We start from the raw sequence: 19,573 nt of genomic DNA on the forward strand, positions 1-19,573 counted from the left end.
GGCTAAAGGCGGGCCGGGGATTCACTATGTGGACAGCTATTTCGGCGACAAGCACCATATCCGCCCTGAATCCCCTGGCCCGGCATGGGGTATGGATTATGTGTGGCTAACCGAGCTGAAAAATCTCACTGCCAGTCTGCAAACCAACTGGCAGAATCTGCCAGGAGGTGTGCCCGAGGTAAGGGATTATAAGGGCTGGGATCATATGCAGTGTAATCCCGATGCGGGACTGGAATAGCCGATGGACGGGTGAAAGAGACATGCAGAAATGCTTATGTAGAGAGATGACCATGCTCAGTCGTTTACTGCAATGGGATATGCCACCCGTTGCCAGCTGAGAGACAGCTCCTGCGTAAGCCCCTCTCAGAAAAGGAATGCATAATGATGAAATGGTCAGGATTAACGCTGATTCTTACAGGTATGGCTTGCTGGCAGGCAATGGCCGCAGAGCCTCCGGTGCAGGTTGTTTATCGCTTTGATGAGCACCGGACGCTGGAGTTAAAAGGCTGGAACTGTGAAGGCGCGTTGTGGTTCGTCGATACCCGTCGTGGTATTCGCAGTGAAGTGGCAAGCCAGTTTTACCGTCTGTTCACCGGCAAATTTGTCCATCCCTCTGAGCAATACATCGCTATTACCGATTACACCGTCAGCGGGATTCTGGCCTCGAAGGATTATGGCCGGACCTGGAGAAATCCGCTCACGCTGGATCATCCCAGAAAGGAGGAGGTGGAATCATTTACGGTCGTCAATAACCAGGGGTTTATGCAAATGAAAGATGGCTCGCTCTACCTGAGTTCACTGCCGTTTGACGATCCGCGCCTGGCTAAAGGCGGGCCGGGGATTCACTATGTGGACAGCTATTTCGGCGACAAGCACCATATCCGACCTGAATCCCCTGGCCCGGCCTGGGGTATGCAGTATGTGTGGTTAACCAAGCTGAATAATCACACTGCCGGGCTGAAATCCAACTGGCAGAATCTGCCAGGAGGAGTTCCCGAGGTAAGGGATTATAAGGGTTGGGATCATATGCAGTGTAATCCCGATGCGGGCCTGGAATAGCCGATAGCAGGTTTCGAACTCATATGGCGAGGGGGTAGCAGTCCTCACGCCTAAAAAACGCCCCCCGTTGCAAAAGATCATTTATTAAACTTGCATTAACTTATTTTTAACTTATTTTATCATATGCAATCCAATTAACTTTCGAATGAAAGAAAACGAGGTGCATATGGCTTTTTCCAGCGAAACGCTGCCCGCCGATTACAAAGCGGCAATCCGTCAGTTAAAACAGGAATTACGCGCGCAGATTGGTGATGTGCAGGGCCTTTTTGACCGCCTTAGCGAGAAGATTGCGCGGCGGGTGGCGGAGCTGAACACGCTGAAAGCGCGGGGCGAATCGGTGTGGCCGCAAATTGCGTATCACGATATTGCCCAAGGCTCGGTGAGCGAGGCACAGCGCGCCCTGATTAAGCAGCGCGGCTGTGCAGTCATTAAGGGGCACTTTCCCCGCGAGCAAGCGCTGGGCTGGGATCGCGCAATGCTTGATTACCTCGATCACAACCATTTCGACGATGTTTATCGCGGTCCTGGCGATAGCTTCTTCGGCACCCTTGAAGCCTCGCGTCCGGAAATCTATCCCATCTACTGGTCGCAGGCGCAAATGCAGGCGCGCCAGAGCGATGAAATGGCCGCCGTGCAATCGTTCCTCAATCGTCTGTGGCGTTTTGAGAGCGAGGGCAAGCAGTGGTTTAACCCGGATGTTAGCGTGATTTACCCGGATCGCATTCGCCGTCGTCCGCCGGGCACCACGTCAAAAGGGCTTGGCGCTCATACGGATTCCGGCGCGCTGGAGCGCTGGCTGCTGCCCGCTTATCAACGGGTGTTCGCCAATGTCTTTAACGGCAACCTGGATGCCTACGATCCCTGGGATGCGGCGCACCGTACCGAGGTGGAAGAGTACACCGTCGATAACACCACTAAATGTTCGGTATTCCGCACCTTCCAGGGCTGGACGGCGCTGTCGGATATGATCCCCGGCCAGGGTTTGCTACATGTGGTGCCGATCCCGGAAGCGATGGCTTATATCCTGCTGCGCCCGCTGCTGGACGATGTGCCGGAGGATGAGCTGTGCGGCGTAGCGCCTGGCCGGGTTTTGCCGGTATCGGAGAAGTGGCACCCGCTGCTAATAGAAGCCTTAAGCAGCATTCCGGCGCTGGAAGCCGGAGATTCCGTGTGGTGGCACTGCGATATGATCCACTCCGTGGCACCGGTGGAAAACCAGCAGGGCTGGGGCAACGTGATGTATATTCCCGCCGCGCCGCTGTGCGAGAAGAATCTTGCTTACGCGCGCAAAGTGAAAATCGCGCTGGAGCAAGGTGCATCGCCGGGGGATTTCCCTCGTGAGAATTACGAAAGCGACTGGACCGGCCGCTTTACGCTGTACGATCTGAATATTCACGGCAAGCGCGCGCTGGGAATGGAGGTTTAAGCATCGTACAGCCCTTCGCGCTCAACGGCGGTACGTTGCTGTCCCGGACGTATCCGCCGTACCGACTCGCGCACCGCCAGCGTCCCGTTGAGCAGCAGCGAACCGGTGGTTGCCTGCGGGCGGATCAACCGCTGTTGCAGCAAATGCACCGCCTCGACGCCGAGTTCATCCCGCGGGACATGCACCGCCGTTAACGGCACATCCTGAATCGCCGCCAGATTAAAAGCGTCAATACTCATCACCGACACATCCTGCGGTACGCGCAGCCCGCGCTGGCGCAGCGCCTGCACCGTGCCCTGCGCCATAAAATCACCGCTGACCAAAAAGGCGGTGGGTGGGGATTTATGCGCCGCATCGTCAAGCCATTCGCCCACCCGCTGCGCGGCGTCTTTAGCGCTAAAACTCGGCACGCTTATCAGATCACGCTTCGGTTGAAAGCGTAGGTTACGCTGCTGCCAGGCCTCTTTAATCCCCGCCAGCCGCAGATCCATGGTGTAGCGGCGCAGACACATAACATTTACCACATCGCGGTGGCCCATATCGAACAGGTAACGGGCGGCAAATTCACCAATGGTGCGGTGATCCGGCGCAATCGACGGCAGACGCATGCGGCCGTCACGGCAGTTGATCAGCACACAGGGTTTATTGATCTCCGCCGCCAGGTCATGAATATGCGCGTCATCGATGCCTAACAGGATCGCGGCCTGGGTTTCTGGCGCATTCATACGGGCAATAAATTCATTGGCGTCGCTATCGAGTTCCTCCAGCGCGCAGTAGCGCAAGCGTACTTCATGGGGCGCTAACGCTTTATTGATGCTCTGAATCACCCGGTAATAGAAGATATCGGAACGCTCTTCGAACGCCCGTTGCGGCGCAAATATCAGCAGGTTGTTCAGCAGTAATCGCCCGGCGGCAATCCCCTCCATCACCCCCAGTTCGCGCGCGCAAGCCAGCACCGCCGCCCTGGCTTTTTCACTGGTATTTGCTTTGCCGGCGAGCACACGGGAAACGGTGCTGGTCGACAGGTTGGTACGCAGCGCTATTTCATTGATTTTGAGCTTTTTGTCCATTTTGTGATCTGGCTCCGTTTGCGAAATGGGAAAATTTTCATGAACCCTAAAGCCTGATATTTATGACTTGAGAGAGAGTTTGTCGTATATCTCCGCGCTGTAATGAGAATCCTTGCACAAAATCCCCTTTAGCGGCTGATTTTTCTCGCCTAACGTAAAGGTGTCGTACAACTTCCATACTAGTTGTAGGGCTAATACGTAAAAATGAGAAAAAATCATCCCGCAAACCCTTTCGGTATAACAACTCCGCAGGGTTTGCCCCACTTCCCTACAAGAAGCTGTGCGGAGAAAAGAATGAGCCAGGGGATCAATAATGAAATGGCGGCCAGCAAGAGCCGCAGGATAGTGAAAAATTTACGCTGGTGGGTGCTGATACTGTTTTTATTCGGCGTGACGGTGAACTACATCACCCGTAACTCGCTGGGGATCCTCGCCCCGGAACTGAAAAGCTCGCTGGGCATTACTACCGAACAATATTCGTGGATTGTCGGCGCGTTTCAGCTCGCTTATACCCTCTTCCAGCCGCTGTGTGGCTGGCTGATTGACGTCATTGGCCTGAAAGTTGGCTTTATGGTGTGCGCCATTATCTGGGCGCTGGCCTGTATTTTCCACGCCGGTGCCAGCAGCTGGCTGCACCTGGCGATTTTGCGTTTCACTATGGGCGCATCGGAAGCTGCGGCGACCCCAGCGAATGCTAAAACCCTCGGTGAATGGTTTCCGAAATCGGAACGCCCCGTCGCGGCCGGTTGGGCGGGCGTTGGCTTCTCCATTGGCGCAATGCTGGCACCGCCAATTATCTATTTCGCCCACGCCTCCTTTGGCTGGCAGGGTGCGTTTATGTTTACCGGCGCGCTGGCACTGCTGTGGGTGATTTTGTGGTGGGCGTTTTATCACAACCCGGACAAACATCCGAACCTCAGCAAAGAAGAACTGGCGTTTATTCAGCAGGATAACGAACCGCCCGCCGTCAGACTGCCGTTCCTGACGGCGCTGAAAACCGTGGCAAAAAACAGACGCTTTTACGGTATCGCCATTCCTGCCTTTATGGCGGAACCGGCCTGGGCGGTACTGAGCTTTTGGGTGCCGCTCTATCTGGCAAAAGAGCACGGCATGGATCTGAAACAGATCGCCATGTTCGCCTGGCTGCCGTTCCTCGCCGCCGATCTCGGCAGCGTCGCCAGCGGTTATCTCACTAAACTGTATACCCGCTGGTTTGGCTGCTCGCGCGTCAACTCGGTGGTCGCCAGCTCGGTAACCGGCGCGTTTTTAATGATTTCGCTGGCGATTGTCGCCCTCACCCGCGATCCCTATATCACCATTTTGCTGATCTCCATTGGCGGCTTTGGTCATCAAATCATCTCCTGCATGCTCAGCGCGCTGGTGGTGGAATCCTTCGATAAAGGCCAGATGGCTACGGTAAACGGCATGCGCGGCTCGGCGGCGTGGATAGCCAGCTTCCTCTTCTCACTGCTGATTGGCGTTACCGCCGACAAAATCGGTTTTAACCCGCTGTTTATTGCCATGGGTTTCTTTGACCTGCTTGGCGCCCTTTTCCTGGTTGCATTTATTGCTGAACGACGCGCGAAACGCGCTTGATAGTGGATGTCTGATATGAAAACCCTGAAGAACTGGACGTTAGAAAAAGAGTCTGCACACCATGTTGAACTGCGGGTGGACGGGCAACATATCCTGTGCCTGTATGTGCTGGAAGAGAACCTGTTTCGCGTGCTGCTCAAACGCAAGGGCGAACTGGCGCTGGACAGAACCTGGAGCATCGCGCCGAAAGAAGATGTACCGTGGGAAGGCCGCTCACGAGACGATCTCAGCGGCTTTAGCCTGCCGCACTGGTCCCTGAACCAGCAGCAAGAGACTTTAACCGTCGAGAGCGCCAAACTGCGCGTTACCGTGCATCAGCCGCTGTGGCTGGAGTGGCACTACCGCAACGACGCGGGCGAATGGCAGTGGCTGGCTGGCGATCGCCCGACCAGCGCCTACCTGGTTAATGCTCATGGCGACGGCGTGGCGCACTACCTGAGCCGTAAAAAAGAGGAGCGTTTTTACGGACTCGGTGAGAAAGCGGGCAACCTGCAACGCACCGGCAAGCGTTACGAAATGCGCAACCTCGATGCGATGGGCTATAACGCCGTCAGCACCGATCCGCTGTATAAACATATTCCGTTTACCCTCACCCGCCGCGATGACATCAGCTACGGCCTGTTTTATGACAACCTCAGCAGTTGCTGGCTGGATCTGGGTAACGAGATAGACAACTACCACACCGCCTATCGCCGCTGGCAGGCAGAAGCGGGCGATATTGATTACTACATTTTTACCGGCGCGCGGGCGCTGGATGTGACTAAAGCGTTTGTGCGCCTGACGGGTAAAACCCTGTTCGGCCCGAAATGGAGCCTCGGCTACAGCGGCTCGACGATGCACTACACCGATGCGCCGGATGCCCAAAACCAGTTGATGAACTTTATTCGCTTGTGCGCCGATCACGCTATTCCGTGCGACTCGTTCCAGCTCTCCTCCGGCTACACCTCAATTAACGGCAAGCGCTACGTCTTTAACTGGAACTATGACAAGGTGCCGCAGCCGCAAGCGATGAGCCAGGCGTTTCACGATGCAGGCCTGAAGCTGGCGGCGAATATTAAGCCCTGTCTGTTGCAGGATCATCCACGCTATAACGAAGTCGCGGAGCGCGGGCTGTTTATTCGCGATTCAGAAATTGATGCGCCGGAACGCTCAAGCTTCTGGGATGACGAAGGTTCTCATCTGGACTTCACCAACCCGCAGACCGTTGCCTGGTGGCAGGAGGGCGTGACAACGCAGTTGCTGGAGATGGGCATCGATTCGACGTGGAATGATAACAACGAATTCGAAGTGTGGGATGGCGAAGCCCGCTGCCACGGTTTTGGTCGGCCCGTTGCCATCAAACATATTCGCCCGGTAATGCCGCTGTTGATGATGCGCGCCTCGATGGAAGCGCAGCAGCGCTTTGCCCCGCAAAAACGCCCTTACCTTATTTCGCGCTCCGGGTGCGCCGGTATGCAGCGCTATGTGCAGACATGGAGCGGCGATAACCGTACTAACTGGGACACGCTGCGCTATAACACCCGCATGGGCGTGGGGATGAGTTTGTCGGGTTTATATAATGTCGGGCACGATGTCGGCGGTTTTTCCGGTGACAAACCTGATGCCGAGCTGTTTGTCCGCTGGGTGCAAAACGGCGTAATGCATCCGCGCTTTACTATCCATTCATGGAATGACGATAGTACGGTCAACGAGCCGTGGATGTACCCGGCGGTAACACCGGCGATCCGCAGCGCAATTGAGCTGCGCTATCGTCTGCTGCCCTATCTCTACACATTGCTGTGGCAGGCGCACGCCGACGACGAGCCGATGCTGCGCCCGACGTTCCTCGATCATGAACACGATGAGCAAACTTTCGAGGAGTGTGACGACTTCCTGTTAGGCCGCGATCTGCTGGTCGCCAGCGTCGTCGAACCCGGCGCGCGCGAACGCCGCGTCTGGCTGCCCGCCAATGATACCGGCTGGTACGACTTTTACAGCGGCAACTGGTATGCGCCGGGCCAGTGGGTAACATTGGATGCGCCGCTGGAAACCTTGCCGCTGCTGGTACGCGCAGGCGCAGCTTTGCCCCTGAGCGAGCGCATCACGCATGTGGATGCCCGCGCCGATACCACCCGCGAACTGCAGCTTTTCCCCCTCAAAGGCACAGGCCTTACCCGCGGGTTACTGTTCGAGGATGACGGTGAATCCTGGGGTTATAAAGAGGGCAACGCGCTATGGCTGGAGTGGGAAATGGTATGCTCAGGCAGCACCATTGATCTGCTGATCCGCACCCGCGGCGACTATCGCCCGGCATGGCCTGAACTAAAAGTAACGCTCCCGACAGGAGAAAAACGTCAGTTGCTGATCAACGGCGAAAAATCCAACAGCTGGACCTTCGCCTAAAAATATGCCGGAAAGCGAAAACGCATTCCGGCATATTTATTTCGTTTTTTACGTTAACGGCACTTCACCGTTTACCTAAGTATTTCGCGTTTACCTGGCAATTTACCTAAGTATTTCGCTTTGCAGCAAGGCGGCAAACCTGAGTATCCCTGGGAGCTTACATAAGTAAGTGACCAGGGTACGAAGGTGCAGCCAACGCAGCTGCAAGGTGAAAGACGACGGTAAATTTATTCGATACCGCGGCTGCGTAAATAATCCTCGTAGTTCCCTGAAAAATCCACCACCCGCTGCGGCGTAATCTCAATCACGCGGGTCGCCAGCGAGCTAACAAATTCGCGGTCGTGGGAGACGAAGATCAGCGTGCCTTGATACATTTCCAGCGCCATGTTCAGGGATTCGATGGATTCCATATCGAGGTGGTTGGTCGGTTCGTCCATAATCAGGATATTGGGCTTTTCCATCATTAGCTTGCCGAACAGCATGCGGCCTTTTTCGCCACCGGACAGCACTTTGGCCGGTTTTTTGATATCGTCCTGGCTGAACAGCAGACGCCCGAGGATGCTGCGCACCGCTTGCTCGTCATCGCCTTCCTGTTTCCACTGGCTCATCCAGTCGAAGACGCTCAGATCGTTATCAAAATCTTCGGCGTGATCCTGCGCATAGTAACCGAGCTGCGCGTTTTCGGACCATTTGACGGTGCCGTGATCGGGTTCTAACTCACCCACCAGGGTTTTCAGCAGAGTGGATTTACCCACGCCGTTGGCACCCAGAATGGCAATCTTCTCGCCCACTTCCAGCAACAAATTAAAGTTCTTAAACAGCGGACCATCATCGAAGCCTTTAGTAAGGGCTTCCACTTCCAGCGCGTTACGGAACAGTTTCTTATCCTGCTCAAAGCGAATAAACGGGTTCTGACGGCTGGAGGCTTTAACTTCTTCCAGCTTGATTTTGTCAATTTGACGGGCGCGGGAAGTCGCCTGGCGAGATTTTGAGGCGTTGGCGCTAAAGCGGCTCACGAAAGATTGCAGGTCCGCAATCTGCGCCTTTTTCTTGGCGTTGTCCGCCAGCAGACGTTCGCGTGCCTGGGTTGCCGCCGTCATATACTCGTCGTAGTTGCCCGGATAAACGCGCAGCTCGCCGTAGTCGAGATCCGCCATGTGCGTACAGACCATGTTCAGGAAGTGACGGTCGTGGGAAATGATGATCATGGTGCTGTCACGCTCGTTCAGCACCTGCTCCAGCCAGCGAATGGTATCGATATCCAGGTTGTTGGTCGGTTCATCGAGCAGCAGGATATCCGGATTGGCAAACAGCGCCTGCGCCAGGAGCACACGCAGCTTCCAGCCTGGGGCGATTTCGCTCATCGGGCCGTAATGCTGTTCCACCGGAATACCGACGCCGAGCAGCAGTTCGCCCGCGCGGGCTTCCGCTGAGTAGCCGTCCATTTCGCCATATTCGACTTCGAGGTCGGCCACTTTATAGCCATCCTCCTCGCTCATCTCAGCGAGGCCGTAAATGCGGTCGCGTTCCTGTTTTACCTGCCACAGTTCCGCATGACCCATAATCACCGTGTCGAGCACGCTGTACTCTTCAAAGGCGAACTGATCCTGGCGCAGCTTACCGATGCGCTCATTCGGATCGAGAGAGACGTTGCCCAGCGTCGGCTCTAAATCGCCGCCGAGGATCTTCATAAAGGTGGATTTTCCACTTCCGTTAGCCCCGATCAGGCCGTAACGGTTGCCGCCGCCAAATTTGACGGAGATATTTTCGAACAGCGGTTTGCTGCCGAATTGCATGGTGACGTTGCTGGTGACTAACACAGAGGTATCCTGAAATATGTGACAAACGCCCTATTATGCCACAATTCCGAATTAGATTCCTGCCTGCTGTCAGGCCGCTAAAATGCAAGCAAAGGGAAAAAAGTGTGATTTCGTACACATCTGAATTCCCTGGACGGGGGAATGCACATATAATGCGCTTCCTGCATTCTCAACCCAACGGCCAGTTTGGCAATATCTTGCATAAGATGAACATGAAATTAACAACCCTTTTAGCGGCGGCATTTGCTGTCGTGGGATTTTGCAAAAGCGCGTCTGCTGTTACTTATCCGCTACCGACCGATGGTAGCCGTCTGATTGGCCAGAACCAGGTCGTCACTATTCCGGAAGGCAATACGCAGCCGCTGGAATATTTTGCGGCTGAGTATCAAATGGGCCTGTCTAACATGCTGGAAGCAAACCCGGGCATTGACGCCTACCTGCCGAAAGGCGGCACTGTGATGAACGTACCACAGCAGCTGATCCTGCCGGATACGGTTCACGAAGGGATCGTGATTAACAGTGCAGAGATGCGCCTCTACTACTATCCGAAAGGTACCAACACGGTAATCGTGCTACCTATCGGTATCGGCCAGTTGGGCAAGGACACCCCAATTGCCTGGACCACCAAAGTAGAGCGTAAAAAAGCCGGCCCGACCTGGACGCCGACGGCGAAGATGCACGCGGAATACGTGGCCATGGGCCAGCCGCTGCCGCCAGTGGTTCCGGCAGGCCCGGATAACCCGATGGGTCTGTACGCGCTCTATATCGGTCGCCTGTACGCCATTCACGGCACCAACGCCAACTTCGGTATCGGCCTGCGCGTCAGCCACGGCTGCGTGCGTCTGCGTAACGACGACATTAAATTCCTGTTCGAAAACGTACCGGTCGATACGCGCGTACAGTTTATTGATGAGCCGGTAAAAGCGACCACCGAGCCGGATGGCAGCCGTTATATCGAGGTTCACAACCCGCTGTCGACCACCGAAGCCCAGTTCACCGGCGGTGAGATCGTGCCGATTGCGCTGACCAAAGCGGTGCAGACCGTCACCAATCAGTCTGACGTCGATGCTAACGTAGTGGAGCAGGCGGTTCAGAACCGTTCCGGGATGCCGGTTCGTGTCAACTGATCAAGCGTAAAAGAGAACAAGCGGAGCCTCGGCTCCGCTTTTTTTTACCCGTTATTGACCACAATAATGCCGCCGTGATCGTAGCGGTAATGGCAATGGGCGTATTCGAGCGGGGTTCCGTCTTCCAGGTAGATCACCTGCTCCACTTCCAGCACCGGATCCGTCTCTTCACAGTTGAGATACTGCTTATCTTCTGCGCCGGGTTTGAGGGCGCGTACAATGCGGTACGACCCCATAATTTTTAGCGCCAGATCGTCTTGTACGTAGCGAAAGACGGAGCTTTCGAGATGGCCACGGTTTAACCCCGGCACCAGATTTACCGGCATCAGCGTAAACTCCAGCGACATCGGCTCGCCTTCCAGCAGACGCAGGCGGATAAAGTCATAGACCGGATCGTCCGGCCCCACCAGCAGCGAGGCCTGCTCTTTTTCCGTCGGGAAACGCAGTTCGAAGCGGATGATTTTACTGGTGACCTGGCCCACATTTTCCCAGGTTTTGGTGGCACCAAAATAGTCGCTACCGGGCAGATCCCAGCGCGATTGCTGCAGGAAGTTTTTACGGATAAAGGTTCCCTGCCCCTGGCGGGTATAAACCAGCCCTTCCACAATCAGCTGACGCATCGCCTGCTGAATGGTCATACGGCTGGTTTCAAACTCTGCCGCCAGCGCAAACTGATCCGGCAGCGCTGCGCTGGCCGCGTACTCTTGGCTGAGAATACGCCGCTTTATTTCCCGCGCGATAGTGATGTATTTTGCCGCCATAGCCTTCCTTTATTGTCAGTCTATCCCATTGTTTTTTAAGGCCACTCTCTCGGCAATTTTGAGGAAAGGCAGGTAGAAGAATACACCAAAGATGATGATTATCAACTGCACCACCACGGCTCGCCAGTCGCCCGCCGTCGCCAGCCAGGCGCTTAAAATCGGCGGCGTAGTCCACGGGATCATCACCACGCAGTGGGAGATCCAACCGAGCGTGGTGCAGATCCAGGCAAAGCCGATGCCAATGGCGGGCAGCAGCACAAAGGGGATCATTAGCGGCAAGTTAAAGACAATCGGCAGACCAAAAATCACCGGTTCATTAATGTTAAACAGCCCCGGCGAGATGGCGAGGCGCGCCACTTGTTTTGCCGATTTCTGCCGGGCGAAGAGAAAGATCGCGATCAGCAGCGATAGCGTGCTGCCCGTGCCGCCAATCATGCCAAAGGTGGGGACAAAAATATTATTGATAATATGCGGAATCGGCTGACCGTTAGCGAAGGCCAGCATATTTTCATTGGTATTAATCAGCAGCAGCGGCTCAAGGATCACGCCATTGACTACCGTCTGATGAATCCCAAGGGTAAAGAGGAAGTTACCGAAGCTATAGATAAACAGCGTGCCCGGTAAACTGGTGTTGATCTGCCGCAGCGGCTGCTGGATAAGGGTGGTGATGAGATGGATTAAGTCCGTCTGCAACAGATTCGCCAGCAACGCGGCAACGATAGCGAACAGCGAGAGGGTGATAATCGCCGGGATCAGCGAGGAAAACGACTGCCCCACCGCCGCCGGGACATTTTCGCCAAGGGAAATGTTGAATTTCTTCACGCTGGCGACGCGAATAAACAGTTCGGTGGAGAGCAGACCGATAATCACCCCGGCGAAAATGCCCGTCGTACCGATGTTGGAGAACGCCAGCAACTGCGTCACGCTGACGGTAGTTTTAGCGCCAACGGGCACCACCTCAAGCTGCATCGGCATCATGATAATAAAACTGGAGAGCGCAATCACCACCGCCGATACCGGGTTGGGGAAGTTTTTATTGCGCGCCAGCGACCAGGCGGTCATGGGCGCAATCAATAGCGCGGCGATATTTAGCGTGCCGTTGATCACCGCTTCGCCCCATACTTTAAAGCGCGCCAGCGTCTCCCCTTCCAGCACCCAGGGGAAAATCACGTTATTGATCAACACCGCCAGCCCGGCGAGGATAAAAATGGGCATCACCGCGGCAAAGGCGTCACGCAGCGAACGCAGATGCACCTGATTGGCCAGCCGGGCGGAAAACTCCACGAACTTATCGACGAATGACTGCATTTTCGGAGTGATGTTGCTGTCAGACATTGCGCTCTCCTCTCGTATTTACATGTCGCGGCCGTTGCTGCGACACACCTGCTGTAGCCAGCGATAGCTCTTTTTCGGTACGCGTTTTAAATCTTTTAAATCATGATTATCACGATTGACGTAGACCACGCCGTAGCGCTTACGCATATCCCCCTGCGAGCTGAGAATGTCGATCAGCCCCCAGCCGAGATAGCCGATCACCTGCGCGCCGTCTTCAAAGATGGCGTCCTTCATCGCCTGGATATGATCGCGGTGATAAGCGATGCGGTAATCGTCCGCGACCGGATTGACACCGTCCCAGCTTTCAATCACGCCGATACCGTTCTCAATTGGGAAAACCGGTAAGCGCCAGTCGTTGTAATAGCGGGTGATAATGGCGCGAAAGCCCAGCGGATCGATCTGCCAGCCCCATTCGGTTGCCTCAAGATAAGGGTTCGCTTTGTCGCCCTGCTCCAGGTAGTAGTTCACCGGCGAGCCCGGTGCGATAGCGTCGCTGTCGAGGGTTTTACTGGCGTAGTAGCTGAAGGCCATAAAGTCGTTTTTCATCCGCACGATTTGCGCCAGATCCTCATCGCGATAGATATCGCGGAAGCCTTCCCGATCGACCACCGCCATTACTTCCGGGCTGTAGCCCTGGCCGGCGTAAACCCGCAGCAGGTTCTGATTGAGGAATTCGTCATACTGGGTAGCGCAAAAGACATCGCGCGGTTTACAGGTCGCCGGATAGATCAGCTGGTGCGCCAGCATGCCGCCCATTAATTTGCCAGGCTGGGTATCGTGCAGATAGTGAGTTAACAGCACATGGGCCATCATTACGTGATGCTGAATTTGATAGAGCTCGCGCAGGGTTTTCTCCCCTTTCAGGTAGCCGCCCACCTGAAACGCTCCCGGCATATGGTAGATATTCTGCTCGTTAAAGGTCAGCCAGTACTTCACGCGGCTGCCGAAGCAGTCGATCATCTTTTTGCCGTAGCGGACAAAGGCGTCCTGTACGCGCCGATCGGCAAAGCCGTTGTACTGCTCCGCCAGCGCCAGCGGCATATCGAAGTGATAGAGGCAGATCATCGGCTCAATGCCGCGCGCCAAAAGGTCGTTGATAAAGCGATCATAAAAGGCGATGCCCTCTTCGTTGAACTCGCCATCCCCCTGCGGGCAAACCCGGCTCCAGGATATCTGGAAGCGATAGCAGTTCATGCCGAGATCCTGCATCAAATCGAAATCTTCCTGATAGCGGTGGTAAGAATCGGTGGCGACTTTCCAGTCGGAGGCAAATTCGCTGGCTTCGCGGATATCGTAGACAGACATCCCTTTCCCACCCTCACTCCATGCCCCTTCCGTCTGCATACTGGAGACAGAGTTGCCCCATAAAAATCCGCTCGGTAACGTTTTACTCATCTCGCTTTCTCCATGACTAGTCATTTTAAATATATGACTAGTCATATAGATAAAAGCGAAAAAATGAGCAAAAGGGGCGAGACGGTTTTGTGACGCTATTCGAAGGAAAAGAGAACGCGACGGGATGTACGTCGCGTTTTTAGGCGGGGAGATTTATTGCGCGTTTAATTGATTACGACGGTATTCGCCCTGGCGTTCAAACATCCAGCCAGGATATTCGCGCGGCAGTGCGCTCACTTCATCGAGCTGGCGCAGTTCCTCATCGCTCAGACGAATGGCGGTGGCGGCAATGTTTTCGTCCAGTTGTTCCGGGCGTTTCGCACCGATAATCACGCTGGTGACCGCCTGCTGATGCAGCAGCCAGGCGAGTGCGATTTGTGCCACGGAAACGCCTTTGTCGTCGGCAATGACGCGCATCACATCCACGCAGTCAAAGGCGCGATCTTTATTAACCGGCGGGAAGTCGAACGCCAGCCGACGTCCGCCCGTTTGCGATTGCCCTTCACGATCGTATTTACCGCTCAGCAGGCCGCCCGCCAGCGGGCTCCAGACCATCAAACCCACGCCTTCGCTTTGCATCATCGGCACCAGTTCGCGCTCAAGATCGCGCCCGGCAATGGTGTAATAGGCCTGCAGCGAGGCAAAACGCGCAAGACCCAGGCGCTCAGAAAGGCCCAGCGCTTTGGTGATTTGCCACGCCGCCCAGTTGGAGACGCCGATATAACGCACATGCCCGTGCCTCACCAGGATATCCAGCGCATACAGGGTCTCTTCAATCGGCGTGGCCGGATCGAAACCATGTAACTGATAGAGGTCGATATGATCGAGCTGCATACGGCGCAGGCTCTCTTTCACGCTGTGCATGATGTGATAACGGGAATTGCCGCGCGAGTTAACCCCGGCGGTACCGGTTTCGCCAAACACTTTGGTGGCGACAATGACATTTTCACGCGGCACTTTCAGGTTTTTTAACGCCTGCCCGGTGATCTCCTCGGAACGGCCATTGGCATATACATCGGCGGTATCGATAAAGTTAATACCGGCATCGAGGGCGCTGCCGATTAGCTGTTCAGCTTGCGCCTGCTGCAGCTGGCCGATTTTGCTCCACATACTTTCGCTATCGTCGCCGCCGAAGGTCATCGTGCCCAGGCACAATTCAGAAACAAAGAGTCCCGTATTGCCTAGTTTTTTGTATCGCATGGAGTCCACTCCTCATCGCTTGGGTTGAAGCAGACAGTTATACGCACTCTACCTCCGCGGCGAATGTGAGGATCCTGCCTGTTTCTTGCCCATTTCTCTGATTATCCGCGTGGCGCTTCGCCAAACACTTTGTAATCAGGAAGTTGCACGTTTTGATACGGCTCCCAACCGCCGCCGAGGGCTTTATAGAGCGCCACCAGATCGAGGCTGCTCTGCACCCGCGCCTGCTCCCGCTGCTGGCTGGCCTGCGCGAGTTGGCGCTGTGCATCCAGCACATCAATAAAGCTGGCGATCCCTTGACGATAGCTGTTGTTGGCAAGGGAAAACGCGTTTTGCAAGGCGCTCAGAGTCTTATCTAACCCCGCTTCCCGCTGTTGATCGGCACGATAGCTGACTAACGCATTCTCCACATCGCCCAGCGCACTGAGTATCGTCTGTCGATAGTTTAGCACCGCTGCGCCTTGCTGCGCGCGCGCCAGTTTCACGCTTGATACCAGCCGTCCGCCCTGGAAGATAGGAATCGACACTTGCGGACCAACGCTATAAAAGTGGCTGCTCCAGTCCGTCAGCCAGTTGGTTTCGCTGTTGCGCAGGCCAAACTGACCGCTCAGGGAGAGGCTGGGGAACAACTGAGCGACGGAGACGCCAATCTGCGCCGTGGCGGCATGCAGGCTGGCTTCCGCCTCGCGTACGTCCGGGCGACGACGTGCCAGCGTGGAAGGGATCCCGGTCGGCACAATGTCCGGCAGCGCCGGTAACGGCTGCGTATTTTGCAGTTCGCTGTCCAGCGCACCGGGGGCTTTGCCGAGCAGAACCGCCAGCGCGTTCATCGCCTGCCGCTCCTGCGCTTCATATTGCGGCAGTTGCGCCTCCAGGTTGCCGATCTGCGCGCGGGCATTTTCCACATCAAGCTGTGGTGAAAGGCCGCCTTTTTGCCGGTTTTCCGTCAGAGTAAAGGTCTGCTCAGCGCTGTCGATCTGTGTTTTCATCGTGCGGATGATGCTCTGCGCGCCGCGCAGTTGCAGCCATGCGCGCGCCACTTCCGCTTCCAGCGACACTAACGCATCGTTACGCTGCTCTATCGCTTGCTGCTGCTGCGCCGAAGCCGCTTCTACCTGACGGCGCACTTTGCCCCACAGATCCAGTTCCCACTGGGCATCGAAACTGCCCTGATAGAGATTTACCGGCTGGGTCAGCGCACCCAGCGCGCCGCTAATGGCCGGATCGGCATTATCCAGCTGTCCATAAACGTCATGGGATTTTAACTCACCTTCAATGCCTAACTGCTGCCGCGTTGCTTTCAGCGAACCGTTAACGGCGGGCAGAAACGCGCCGCCCGCCTGGTTAATCTGCTCCCGCGCGCCGGCGATGCGCAGCACCGTTTGCTGCAGCGACAAATTGCCGGCAATCGCCCGCTCAATCAGGCTATTAAGCTGTGGCGACTGGAAGGTAGTCCACCAGCGGGGATTGATCGCCTGCGAAGAGGTGCGGGATTTTACCTCGTTATCCCCCGCATCGTTCCAGCGCGCGGGGGTTTGCGGTTTGGGCGCCTGGTAATCCGGCCCAACGGCGCAGCCTGCCAGCCACAGGGATAAGAGGGTTACGGGGAAACGACACCACGTCATTTTAATGTGCTCCTGCGCTGCCTTCGCTCTTAATCGGCGAAAGCAATAAACAAAAGGGGATCAGTAACAGCGCAACCAGGCTGAGAACGGTGAATACATCGACATAGGCCAAAAAGCGCGACTGGGCGATCATCGCTTTATACATCTGCCCGGTCGCGCTACTCAGCGGATCGCCCGCCAGGCTGGTAAAGTTGCGGATGGCCTCGGCCGTTTCGCGCAGTGCCAACTGGAACTGCTCATTAAAGGGGGAAGTATGTTCCGCTAAGTGCGACATATGCGCCTGCGAGCGTTCGGTGATCGCCGCCGTGGAGAGCGAAATACCTATCGATCCCGCCACGTTACGGAACATGGTAAACAGTGCCGCCGCATCGGCATTGTACTGCCGCGGTATCGAAATAAAGGCGATGGTGGTTAAGGGCACGAAGAGGAAACCTAATCCAACGGACTGCGCGCTGCGAAACAGCATCATGGTTTCGAAATCGATATCCGGCGTTAGCGTACGCGACCACCAGAACGAAGCGGCGAGACAGAAAAAGCCAAAGGCGATGATCCAGCGCGTCTGCACCAGCGGCATCAGTTTCAGCACCAGCGGAATGGTCAGCACAATCAGCACCGCGCCGGGCGATAGCACCAGCCCGGACCAGGTGGCGGTATAACCTAAATCCTGCTGTGCCAGCTGCGGAATAACCACCGAACTGCCGTAGAGGATCATCGCCATGCCGGCCATCAGCAAGCTGGAGGTGGTAAAGTTGCGGTCCGCCATACAGCGCAGATCGACCACCGGTTTTTTGGCATACAGCAGCCAGTAAATTGCGCCGACAATACCGATAGCCGTCAGGACGGCAAAAATGCGCGTGAAGTCTGAGTTGAACCAGTCTTCATCTTCCCCACGATCGAGCATAACCTGCAGGCAGCCCAGCCCGAGGGTGATTAAGCTGATCCCCGGCCAGTCGATGGAGAGTTTCTGTTTCGATTTGCGCTCCCACGGTGGATCTTCCAATAGCTGGTAGATCGCCAGTACCGTCACCAGCCCGACCGGAATATTGATAAAAAAGACCCAGCGCCAGGAGTAGTTATCGGTTATCCAGCCACCTAATGTTGGCCCCATCACCGGCGCGACAATAATGGCGATGGAGGAGAGGCCAAAGGCTTTGCCGCGATCTTCCGGTTTAAAGTAATCGAGCAGCACCGATTGCTGCGTCGGCTGCAAACCGCCGCCAAAAAAGCCCTGCAAAATACGAAACAGAATGATTTGCCACAGCTCCGTGGCGATCCCGCACAAAAATGAGCAGACGGTAAACATCACAATGCAGATAAGAAAAAACTGCTTGCGTCCAAAGGTGCGGCTGAGGAAAGCCGACAGCGGCAGCACAATGCCATTTGCTACCAGATAGCTGGTCAGTACCCAGGTGGATTCGTCATAGCTGGCGGAGAGAGATCCGGCGATATGCGGCAGCGCCACGTTAACAATCGTGGTGTCGAGGATCTCCATAAATACCGCGAGGGTGACGACCCACGCCACCGCCCACGGGTTACTGGCGGGTTTCCAGTTCTCGTGGCTGTGATCGGTCATTCCAGCGTCACCTTCGGTTCAACGGAGAGGCCCAACGGCAGCGGTTTATTCGGATCCAGACCCTTATCAATGACGATTTTCACCGGCACGCGCTGAACGATTTTGACAAAGTTACCGGTGGCGTTTTCCGACGGGAAGGCGGCAAATTTCGATCCGCTGCCCTGCTGGATACTGTCGACATGGCCTTCCAGTTCCATATCTGGCCACGCATCCACTTTCACCGTTACTTTATTGCCTGGGCGCATGCGTTCCAGCTGCGACTCTTTAAAGTTCGCCACTACCCACACTTCCGGTGAGACCAGCGAAAAGAGCGCGCTGCCCGCCTGCACCAGCGTGCCGTTTTGCACATTGCGTTTGGTGACGATGCCGTCAAAGGGCGCGCGAACTTCCGTCCAGGATAAATTTAAATTAGCGGTTTCCAGCTGGGCTTTCGCCTGCGCCACCTGCTGCTGACGCGCCTCGACATTGGTTTCCTGCTGACGGATTTGCAGCTGGACCTGTTCGGCAACCTCCAGCTGGGCCTGAGCGCTGGCAAGCTGCGCCTGGGCGCTGCGCAACTGGGCGTTGGCGGTATCGATATTCTGCTGCGTGGTCGCCCGGGGATCGACGCCGCGCTGGCGACGATAAGCCGCTTCGGCATTCGCCAGGTCGGCTTTGGCTTTCAACACCTGGGCGCGGGCTTCATTCCGCTTTGCCGGATATTGCACTTTGGAGAGTTCGAGCTGCGCCTGCGCCTGGTGCAGCTGCGCCGTTGCCAGCCCCAATTGCGCCTGCGCCTGATCGCGCTGCGCGGTGGCATCGCGCGGATCGATAACCACCAGCAGGTCGCCTTTCTTAACGCGCTGGTTGTCTTTTACCCGCAGTTCGGTGACATAACCCGAGGCTTTTGGCGCAATGGTTACCGCGTCGCCGTCGGTAAAGGCGTCGTCGGTGGTTTCCTGATTACGGGTTAACAGCCACCACACCAGCGCAACGATCACCATCACCCCAACGACAATCGCGAGGATAATCAGTGGCTTTTTTCCGGGGCGCTTACGGGGGTTTTCGCTGTTTTCAGTATCTTTGTTGTTATCGTCCTGAACATCGTCAGGATGCGTTGATTTTTCAGCCATAGTATCGCAACAGTCCTGTCTAAAAACGGCGCGGGGGATGCGCCGTTTACTAAACTTAGGCTGAAGCTATACATTTTCCAGGATAAAATTAC

14 protein-coding genes and 1 pseudogene are annotated in these 19,573 nt (G+C 55.7%); 6 read left to right on the plus strand and 9 right to left on the minus strand.

From position 1 onward, the window contains the following. The 3 genes and pseudogenes from RW65_RS22835 to RW65_RS02580 all read left to right on the plus strand — a co-directional run. Positions 1–238: pseudogene (locus tag RW65_RS22835) on the plus strand (T6SS immunity protein Tli3 family protein); the annotation flags it as partial. A 146-nt stretch (positions 239–384) separates the two neighbouring features. Further along, complete coding sequence (locus RW65_RS02575; RefSeq protein ID WP_039055195.1) at positions 385–1,059, plus strand: T6SS immunity protein Tli3 family protein; 675 nt, start codon at positions 385–387, stop codon at positions 1,057–1,059. 166 nt (positions 1,060–1,225) lie between these two features. Next, entirely contained in the window at positions 1,226–2,485 is a 1,260-nt protein-coding gene (locus RW65_RS02580) for a DUF1479 domain-containing protein (protein ID WP_039055094.1), read from the plus strand. Here RW65_RS02580 and RW65_RS02585 read toward each other — a convergent pair. Beyond that, entirely contained in the window at positions 2,482–3,555 is a 1,074-nt protein-coding gene (locus RW65_RS02585; protein ID WP_039055095.1) for a LacI family DNA-binding transcriptional regulator, read from the minus strand. The genes RW65_RS02580 and RW65_RS02585 overlap by 4 nt on opposite strands. Positions 3,556–3,849: 294 nt before the next feature. Here RW65_RS02585 and RW65_RS02590 point away from each other — a divergent pair, with 294 nt between their 5' ends. Together RW65_RS02590 and RW65_RS02595 are read left to right on the plus strand one after the other, a co-directional pair. Beyond that, entirely contained in the window at positions 3,850–5,151 is a 1,302-nt protein-coding gene (locus tag RW65_RS02590; protein WP_039055096.1) for an MFS transporter, read from the plus strand. Positions 5,152–5,166: 15 nt separating this feature from the next. After that, positions 5,167–7,533, plus strand: a complete 2,367-nt coding sequence (locus RW65_RS02595; protein WP_039055097.1) for a glycoside hydrolase family 31 protein — start codon at positions 5,167–5,169, stop codon at positions 7,531–7,533. A 227-nt stretch (positions 7,534–7,760) separates the two neighbouring features. On the opposite strand, the gene RW65_RS02600 is transcribed toward RW65_RS02595, so the two are convergent. Continuing rightward, on the minus strand, positions 7,761–9,353 hold the full coding sequence (locus RW65_RS02600; protein ID WP_039055098.1) for an ABC-F family ATPase: 1,593 nt from the start codon (positions 9,351–9,353) through the stop codon (positions 7,761–7,763). Positions 9,354–9,559: 206 nt separating this feature from the next. Here RW65_RS02600 and ldtB point away from each other — a divergent pair, with 206 nt between their 5' ends. After that, a complete protein-coding gene (ldtB, locus tag RW65_RS02605) occupies positions 9,560–10,480 on the plus strand; it encodes a L,D-transpeptidase (RefSeq protein ID WP_039055196.1) in 921 nt (306 codons plus the stop codon). A 44-nt stretch (positions 10,481–10,524) separates the two neighbouring features. Here the strand turns inward: ldtB and RW65_RS02610 are convergent, their stop codons facing one another. From RW65_RS02610 to RW65_RS02640, 7 genes are all read right to left on the minus strand, one after another. Then, positions 10,525–11,241, minus strand: coding sequence for a GntR family transcriptional regulator (locus tag RW65_RS02610; RefSeq protein ID WP_039055099.1), 717 nt, complete (start codon positions 11,239–11,241; stop codon positions 10,525–10,527). A gap of 15 nt (positions 11,242–11,256) precedes the next feature. Then, complete coding sequence (locus RW65_RS02615) at positions 11,257–12,576, minus strand: PTS sugar transporter subunit IIC (protein ID WP_039055100.1); 1,320 nt, start codon at positions 12,574–12,576, stop codon at positions 11,257–11,259. A gap of 18 nt (positions 12,577–12,594) precedes the next feature. Beyond that, positions 12,595–13,971, minus strand: coding sequence for a glycoside hydrolase family 1 protein (locus tag RW65_RS02620; RefSeq protein ID WP_039055101.1), 1,377 nt, complete (start codon positions 13,969–13,971; stop codon positions 12,595–12,597). Positions 13,972–14,124: 153 nt separating this feature from the next. Beyond that, a complete protein-coding gene (locus RW65_RS02625) occupies positions 14,125–15,171 on the minus strand; it encodes an aldo/keto reductase (protein WP_039055102.1) in 1,047 nt (348 codons plus the stop codon). A 101-nt stretch (positions 15,172–15,272) separates the two neighbouring features. Next, the gene (locus tag RW65_RS02630) at positions 15,273–16,796 is read right to left on the minus strand and encodes an efflux transporter outer membrane subunit (protein ID WP_039055103.1); all 1,524 of its coding nucleotides are present in this window, start codon (positions 16,794–16,796) and stop codon (positions 15,273–15,275) included. A 1-nt stretch (position 16,797) separates the two neighbouring features. Next, the gene (locus tag RW65_RS02635; RefSeq protein WP_039055104.1) at positions 16,798–18,369 is read right to left on the minus strand and encodes a DHA2 family efflux MFS transporter permease subunit; all 1,572 of its coding nucleotides are present in this window, start codon (positions 18,367–18,369) and stop codon (positions 16,798–16,800) included. Beyond that, entirely contained in the window at positions 18,366–19,481 is a 1,116-nt protein-coding gene (locus RW65_RS02640) for an HlyD family secretion protein (protein WP_039055105.1), read from the minus strand. The genes RW65_RS02635 and RW65_RS02640 overlap by 4 nt, the downstream gene beginning before the upstream one ends. Between the last annotated feature and the right edge of the window lie 92 nt (positions 19,482–19,573).

This window comes from Enterobacter sp. Bisph1 (assembly GCF_000814905.1).
Taxonomy (GTDB): domain Bacteria; phylum Pseudomonadota; class Gammaproteobacteria; order Enterobacterales; family Enterobacteriaceae; genus Kosakonia.

What these genes read in the sequence shown, in the direction of transcription:
- RW65_RS02575 (WP_039055195.1), top strand. Translation starts at nt 385, where the DNA reads ATGAAATGGTCAGGATTAACGCTGATTCTTACAGGTATGGCTTGCTGG.
- RW65_RS02580 (WP_039055094.1), top strand. Translation starts at nt 1,226, where the DNA reads ATGGCTTTTTCCAGCGAAACGCTGCCCGCCGATTACAAAGCGGCAATC.
- RW65_RS02585 (WP_039055095.1), bottom strand. Translation starts at nt 3,555, where the DNA reads ATGGACAAAAAGCTCAAAATCAATGAAATAGCGCTGCGTACCAACCTG.
- RW65_RS02590 (WP_039055096.1), top strand. Translation starts at nt 3,850, where the DNA reads ATGAGCCAGGGGATCAATAATGAAATGGCGGCCAGCAAGAGCCGCAGG.
- RW65_RS02595 (WP_039055097.1), top strand. Translation starts at nt 5,167, where the DNA reads ATGAAAACCCTGAAGAACTGGACGTTAGAAAAAGAGTCTGCACACCAT.
- ldtB (WP_039055196.1), top strand. Translation starts at nt 9,560, where the DNA reads ATGAACATGAAATTAACAACCCTTTTAGCGGCGGCATTTGCTGTCGTG.
- RW65_RS02610 (WP_039055099.1), bottom strand. Translation starts at nt 11,241, where the DNA reads ATGGCGGCAAAATACATCACTATCGCGCGGGAAATAAAGCGGCGTATT.
- RW65_RS02615 (WP_039055100.1), bottom strand. Translation starts at nt 12,576, where the DNA reads ATGTCTGACAGCAACATCACTCCGAAAATGCAGTCATTCGTCGATAAG.
- RW65_RS02620 (WP_039055101.1), bottom strand. Translation starts at nt 13,971, where the DNA reads ATGAGTAAAACGTTACCGAGCGGATTTTTATGGGGCAACTCTGTCTCC.
- RW65_RS02625 (WP_039055102.1), bottom strand. Translation starts at nt 15,171, where the DNA reads ATGCGATACAAAAAACTAGGCAATACGGGACTCTTTGTTTCTGAATTG.
- RW65_RS02630 (WP_039055103.1), bottom strand. Translation starts at nt 16,796, where the DNA reads ATGACGTGGTGTCGTTTCCCCGTAACCCTCTTATCCCTGTGGCTGGCA.
- RW65_RS02635 (WP_039055104.1), bottom strand. Translation starts at nt 18,369, where the DNA reads ATGACCGATCACAGCCACGAGAACTGGAAACCCGCCAGTAACCCGTGG.
- RW65_RS02640 (WP_039055105.1), bottom strand. Translation starts at nt 19,481, where the DNA reads ATGGCTGAAAAATCAACGCATCCTGACGATGTTCAGGACGATAACAAC.